This is a genomic window from Shewanella algidipiscicola, assembly GCF_900380485.1.
In the GTDB taxonomy this organism is placed as follows: domain Bacteria; phylum Pseudomonadota; class Gammaproteobacteria; order Enterobacterales; family Shewanellaceae; genus Shewanella; species Shewanella algidipiscicola.
On record NZ_OXJV01000006.1, the window covers coordinates 1 to 6,271 of the forward strand.

The following is a 6,271-nucleotide window of genomic DNA, read 5'->3' on the forward strand; positions in this document are numbered from 1 at the left end:
AAGTTAGGCAATTTCGATTAACTCAACACCTGTGAGTGTCCACACAGATTTCTTGTTTCATCTTGTTAAAGAGCGTTGCTAACATGAGAGAATCAATCTTTCATTTAGCGGCCGTTGACGCTAGGTCGTTGGCTTAGGGATGCGTATTCTACACCTCCCGTTGTTGGCGTCAAGTGCTTATTTTAAGAAGTTTTCCAAGCGATGATTTCTTAAGCAGAAGTCATCAATCGAAGCCCTTAAAAGCGCTTATCACCTGAATCAAATCTCCGAAGAGTTTAACTCGCCTCTCTATTGTTAAAAGAGAGGCTGACTTAGCTGCAAGTCCCGTACTACCTAGATAGTTGGCCTGCTGTGCCGTGTCAGTGGATGCGCATTATAGGCAGTTCTCAGATGGGCGCAAGGGCTTTTTGAAAGAAAGTAACGCTTTTACTATTGAGTGCATACTTATCAAACGATACGTATAAAAAAGGGGCTAATCAGCCCCTTTTTTATTTGTGTTCGTACACTTGTTGGCGCCTATTGGCCGAAGAATCGCGATTCTTGTGTAGCCTCTACCTTTTCACCATCTAAGATAGTCGACACTTTAAAGTCGATTTTTATCATGGGGCGCGAAAGCTCAACAGGATCGACCGCAACACTGATTGGCAGAGTTAACACTTCGCCACCATTAATGGTGACCGTTTGCGGGCCATACCATTTGTAGTTGGGTAATCCTTCTACGCCCAACTGATACTCATGCGGCGCTTCGGTCTTATTGAGTATCTTTAATGTGAAGGTGTTTTCAATTAATCCTTGATTGTTGACTCTAAATAGCTGATTGCGGTCGCGGATAATATCAACACGCACAGGGGCAATAGTGGCACTGGCATAGACAAAGATAACTATCATGATGGCTAACACTGCACCGTAACCCACCAGCTTTGGCCTTAACACTTTCTCTTTTACCCCATCGAGTTTGTTTTCGGTGGTGTAAGCGATCAAGCCTTTTTGATACCCCATACGCTCCATGGTGTTATCACAAGCATCAATACATGCTCCGCAGTTAATGCATTCATATTGTAAACCGTTACGAATATCGATACCTGTCGGGCACACTTGAACGCATAAGTCACAATCGATGCAATCACCTAAACCTAACTCTTTAGGGTCGGCTTTACGCGAACGAGGGCCTCGGGCTTCACCCCGTTTGATGTCATAGCCAACAATATAGGTATTCTTATCGAACATCGCCGATTGAAAACGAGCGTAGGGACACATGTGGGTACACATGATTTCACGCATCCAACCAGCATTACCATAAGTCGCTAAGGTAAAAAGCATGACCCAAAAGTAAACCCCACCAGACGCGGTACCACTGAATACCTCGGCATACACTTCTGTGGTGGGCACAAAATAGGAAACAAAGGTCATGGCTGTTAACAAGGACACCAGCAACCAAGCGAGGTGCTTTGCGGTTTTACGCCATACCTTATTAAAGCTCCATGGCATTTGGTCAAGCTTAATGCGCTTGTTGCGTGCACCTTCAAGCTTTTCTTCAAACCAAATAAAGATAAAGGTCCAGACCGTTTGTGGACAGGTGTAGCCACACCAGACTCGACCAAGATAGGTGGTCACAAAAAACAACCCAAAGGCGGCTATCATTAAGAGTGCGGCTAACAGGGTTAAATCTTGCGGCCAAATGGTCAACCCAAAGATGTGAAACTTTTGCTCACCTAGGTTAAACCATACCGCTTGCCTATTACCCCATGGGATCCAAGGTAATATAAGGAAGAACAATATTGCGACCCAACCTAAACGGCGGCGCAGCTGGGTCCAAAACCCTTGTATTGCTCTGACATAAATACGATTGCGGGGATTGAAGCGGTCGGACTTATGTACATCAGGCTGATGAATTTTGATCCGCTCAACCTTCGAATAGTCCTTTTTATTTGATTCTGCGTTCATATTTAACAGCCTTACAGCTTTAATATTCCATGAAAACTGGCTTATTATACCTTTTCTATCACAAATTGTTCATCATGGTTGGAGAAATAATGAGAGGCTGGATTATTTTAGGCGCAGGCGCAGGGCTACTCTATTACCTTGCAACCGAAACCAATAAGCTCGATGAGCCAATGGCTCAAGCCGATGCACTCATGCAAAAGGCTGAGCGTAAACTCGACTCAATGACAGGCACAAAAATTATTAAAGTCGATAATCATTTATCTCAACTAAAAGCTGAAATCGCTAACCGACTCAATAAGGCAGAACAGGCCGCGTTAGAGGATATTTTCGAATCCGAGCAATCCGTCATGGCTTATAAACAGCAATACTGCGGTGATAACGCCAGTCGCTTTACGATATTAAGCCGCGACAACCAATTATTCATATGCGATAAATTACGATAACCCCCACTAACGCCGATATCGATGCCGCACCCAGCGCACGGTTTTTATATCCATAATTGACCTCTATAACGATTGAGCCTAGCCTTGGGCGATCCGTCTCAATTGACAATACAGACACAAGGTAATCAATATGACAGACCAAGTTTCCGATATTTTTGACCCAAGCCTTTGGGAGCAAGTCAGCGGATTTGCATTTGAAGATATCACGTATCACAGAGCTAAAGAGCAAGGCACGGTACGTATTGCTATCAATCGCCCAGATTGTCTTAACTCATTTCGCCCTAAAACCGTTGATGAACTCTATACCGCTTTAGATCATGCGCGCCAATGGTCTGATGTTGGCTGCGTACTATTAACTGGTAACGGCCCATCGGCTAAAGGGCAGTACTCTTTTTGTGCCGGCGGCGATCAACGCATTCGTGGCAAAGATGGCTACAAATATGAAGGTGCTGAAGAGGGTAAGCCCGATATCGCTCGTATGGGACGGTTGCATATCTTGGAAGTGCAACGCCTTATCCGCTTTATGCCTAAAGTGGTGATTGCGGTCGTTCCTGGTTGGGCGGTCGGCGGTGGTCATAGCCTACACGTGGTATGTGACCTCACTCTCGCGTCGAAAGAACATGCCATATTCAAGCAAACGGATCCCGATGTGGGCAGTTTCGATTCCGGTTACGGTAGCGCCTATCTTGCTAAGATGATTGGTCAAAAGCGAGCCCGTGAAATTTTCTTTTTAGGCTTTAATTACAGTGCCGATGAGGCGTTCGATATGGGCATGGTCAATCGCTCGGTGCCCCATGCAGAGCTGGAAATCGAAGCATTAAATTGGGGCAAAGAGATCAATTCGAAATCCCCCACCGCCATGCGCATGCTTAAATACGGCTTTAACTTGCCCGATGATGGACTCGTCGGCCAACAACTGTTTGCTGGCGAAGCGACTCGTTTAGCCTACGGCACCGATGAAGCCATAGAAGGCAGAGATGCCTTTTTAGAGAAGCGTGAGCAAGACTTTTCTAAGTTCCCTTGGCACTATTAACCACAAATATCTAGTCTCTGTGTGCTCACGCCCATAGAATAAAGCCGCATCACTGCGGCTTTATTCTATTAATTAGTTGTACATATCTGCGTCAATCTAAAAACTCTTTTAAGCCTATCGACATTTATCTCTTTAAATTGAAGGTGATAATGATTATCATTTAATAATTAAAGAGGAGCTTCATTATGGCTAAGACATTCACTTTTGCAATACTACATTTCAGCGTTGCTTTCACAATTACGTACCTATTAACAGGCAGTATTGTCATAGGTGGTGCTATAGCCTTGATTGAACCTGCAGTAAACACAGTTGTGTTCTACTTCCATGACAAAGTGTGGAAACGGATAGAAAGCAGGCAAACCGCTAATGCAATAAAGAAGAACCATCAGCTATACGTTAGTGCTTAGCGCTATATAATCAACATAATTTAAGCAATTCGCCCAACACTATGGTTACTTTGCAGTGTGGGGCGTAAAAATTAGCTATTCCCTAAACATAAAACTCTGCTATAAAACGATCCAGATATCTAGTTGTTATCACTTCACAAAGGATTGTTATGAAAACCTTAGTTACCGCCGCTGTCATATGTTTATTTATTTCCCCATGTTCATTTGCAAATGATTACCAACACGCTTTATCAATAGGTGCAGGTATTGGAGAAACCAACGTCTCATCAGACAAGGTTATCAATGGTGATGACTTTCAAACTCACTATGATCTTGCCTACCGCTACCAGTTTACCCCTCAGTGGGGGCTGGAATTGGGCTACATGAGACAAGATGTATTTCTCACCAACCTATTTAGCATTGGCAATCAACTGGATGATGTTGATAGCTTCCGAGCAGCAGCACTGTATACACTCCCCCTATCTAAAAGAAATCGTTTAGTGTTTAAACTTGGCGCTAACCAGTACAGGCTGAAATTTACAGATACCAACGACAACGACCGTAGATTCACCGATGATGATATGGGACTACTTGCAGGTTTAGGCTGGCGTATGGAGTTTGCATCGGGTATGGATCTCGGCCTTACCTACCATTTTCAAGCAATGAATTTACTCGATACCCATACGCTTACTTTCAATCTCGGCTATCGTTTCTAATGTTATGAATCGACGCTAGAACAACACACATATAAACCATTCGCAGTAAGCCCAGGGTGAAAAACATCCTAACAAACTTGCCACTACACCAGATAGAGGTATTGCTGAATGGTCTCTATGTCCAATCACAAATGAGGGGCACCGATATCGCTAGTGAGCCTTTTGTGTACGTAAGATTATGGCTAATGAACTCAGTAATGAGTGAGGCCATACTTGAATTCGATGATGAAAACGCTAAATCAAAAGTATAAAAAAGACCAGTAGCTCTGGCTACTGGTCTAATAAACAGCATTAACGTATTTTCAAGACTATGGTAAGCCCCTAATATCTTAGACACTTAACTGTTTCTCAAAGTACTGCTTTTCGAACTGCACAGGAGACAGTCCATTATTACTACCATGACGACGCACTGGATTATAGAAATATTCGATATAGTTAAATATTTCTGAGCGAGCTTCATCTCTGTTTTTATAGATTTTTCTCTTAACTCTATCTTTCTTCAGCAACGAGAAAAAGCTTTCCGCGACGGCATTATCATGACAGTTTCCTCGTCGACTCATACTGGCTTCTAAATTGTGCTCTTTTAAGAAGCTACGCCAATCAGAGCAGGTATATTGCACTCCCTGGTCGGAATGTATCAGCACTTTAGATTTCGGTGAACGTCGCCAGATGGCCATTAATAGTGCATCAATTACCAAGTCAGCTTTAGGTGTATTCTTCATCGTCCAACCCACGACTTGACGAGAAAAAAGGTCAATAACAACGGTTAAATATAACCAGCCCTCATGCGTACGGATATAGGTAAAGTCGGTCACCCAAACCTTGTTGGGTTCTGCGACATCAAAGCCACGATTTAACGTATTTGGTGCCGTGTGGCTAATATTCCCACCTCCAAAGCTTGGATTGCGTTTGTAACCTCGAATGGCCTTTATTTGGGCTTCCTTCATTATTCGATAAACACGATTTTTCCCGACGCTTTCGCCATCGTCTTTTAAATCTAAAGTCAGGTTTCGATAACCGTAGACACAACCGCTCTCTAGCCAAAATTGCTTAATTTTGCCCAGAAGTCGCTTATCTTCAATGGTACGCTTACTACTGGGCTGCTTTAGCCAAGCATAAAAACCACTACGATGAACATTGAGCACTCGGCACAGTACGGCTATGGGATATTGGTCGAGTCGAGACTTTATGAACGTGTACTTTTCTTTGACTCGCTTGCAAAGTACACGGCGGCCTCCTTTAGTATATTTCGCTCTTCCGTGACTCGCCGAAGCTCTGCTTTCAGTTTACGAATTTCGTCTTGCTGATTATCGATAGTGATGTGTTGCTTCTCTGGTTTATCGAACTTGTTAATCCAGTTGTGCAAGCTTTTAGTTGTGATACCTAACCTTTCTGCCACATCAGCGATTTTATAACCACGTTCAGTGACTTGTTTGACGGCTTCAATTTTGAACTCATCAGGATAACGTTTTCCGCGCATGTAACACCTCATATTTTTGGTTCATTATAACTCTATGAAGTGTCTATTGTTCTAGGGGCTTACCAATTGTTTGGCTTGTAGCATTTGCCGGAATAGGTTTTTACATCGCTGATGGTAGCGTTAACTTACATTGTTTTGAATTGCTTGCCGCAGGCCTTTCGTGCAGGTATTTCGGTGGGGCGCTGCAAGTATATCCCTATACGCTCGACGGTGGCATCCATGCCACCAACCCCCACCGCCATACCTACACCGAGTTATCACTCTCTTCG

The 6,271-nt window shown here is 43.6% G+C and carries 6 protein-coding genes; 4 read left to right on the forward strand and 2 right to left on the reverse strand.

The window, feature by feature from the left end; genetic code table 11:
* Positions 1–516: 516 nt before the first annotated feature.
* Complete coding sequence (ccoG, locus tag DN599_RS07310; protein WP_110456998.1) at positions 517–1,944, reverse strand: cytochrome c oxidase accessory protein CcoG; 1,428 nt, start codon at positions 1,942–1,944, stop codon at positions 517–519.
* Between the two features lie 89 nt (positions 1,945–2,033).
* Between ccoG and DN599_RS07315 the strand changes: the two genes are divergently transcribed.
* The 4 genes from DN599_RS07315 (at position 2,034) to DN599_RS07330 (ending at position 4,522) form a co-directional block, all read left to right on the forward strand.
* On the forward strand, positions 2,034–2,387 hold the full coding sequence (locus tag DN599_RS07315) for a hypothetical protein (protein WP_110456999.1): 354 nt from the start codon (positions 2,034–2,036) through the stop codon (positions 2,385–2,387).
* A gap of 130 nt (positions 2,388–2,517) precedes the next feature.
* On the forward strand, positions 2,518–3,420 hold the full coding sequence (locus tag DN599_RS07320; protein WP_110457000.1) for a 1,4-dihydroxy-2-naphthoyl-CoA synthase: 903 nt from the start codon (positions 2,518–2,520) through the stop codon (positions 3,418–3,420).
* A gap of 185 nt (positions 3,421–3,605) precedes the next feature.
* A complete protein-coding gene (locus DN599_RS07325) occupies positions 3,606–3,827 on the forward strand; it encodes a DUF2061 domain-containing protein (protein ID WP_110457001.1) in 222 nt (73 codons plus the stop codon).
* Between the two features lie 149 nt (positions 3,828–3,976).
* On the forward strand, positions 3,977–4,522 hold the full coding sequence (locus DN599_RS07330) for a porin family protein (RefSeq protein ID WP_110457002.1): 546 nt from the start codon (positions 3,977–3,979) through the stop codon (positions 4,520–4,522).
* Positions 4,523–4,851: 329 nt separating this feature from the next.
* Here DN599_RS07330 and DN599_RS07335 read toward each other — a convergent pair.
* Positions 4,852–6,002 (reverse strand): IS3 family transposase gene (locus tag DN599_RS07335; RefSeq protein ID WP_110456091.1). Its coding sequence is split into 2 segments (ribosomal slippage): positions 4,852–5,765 and positions 5,765–6,002, totalling 1,152 coding nucleotides; the frame shifts between segments, so codons are not numbered across the junction.
* Positions 6,003–6,271: the final 269 nt, after the last annotated feature.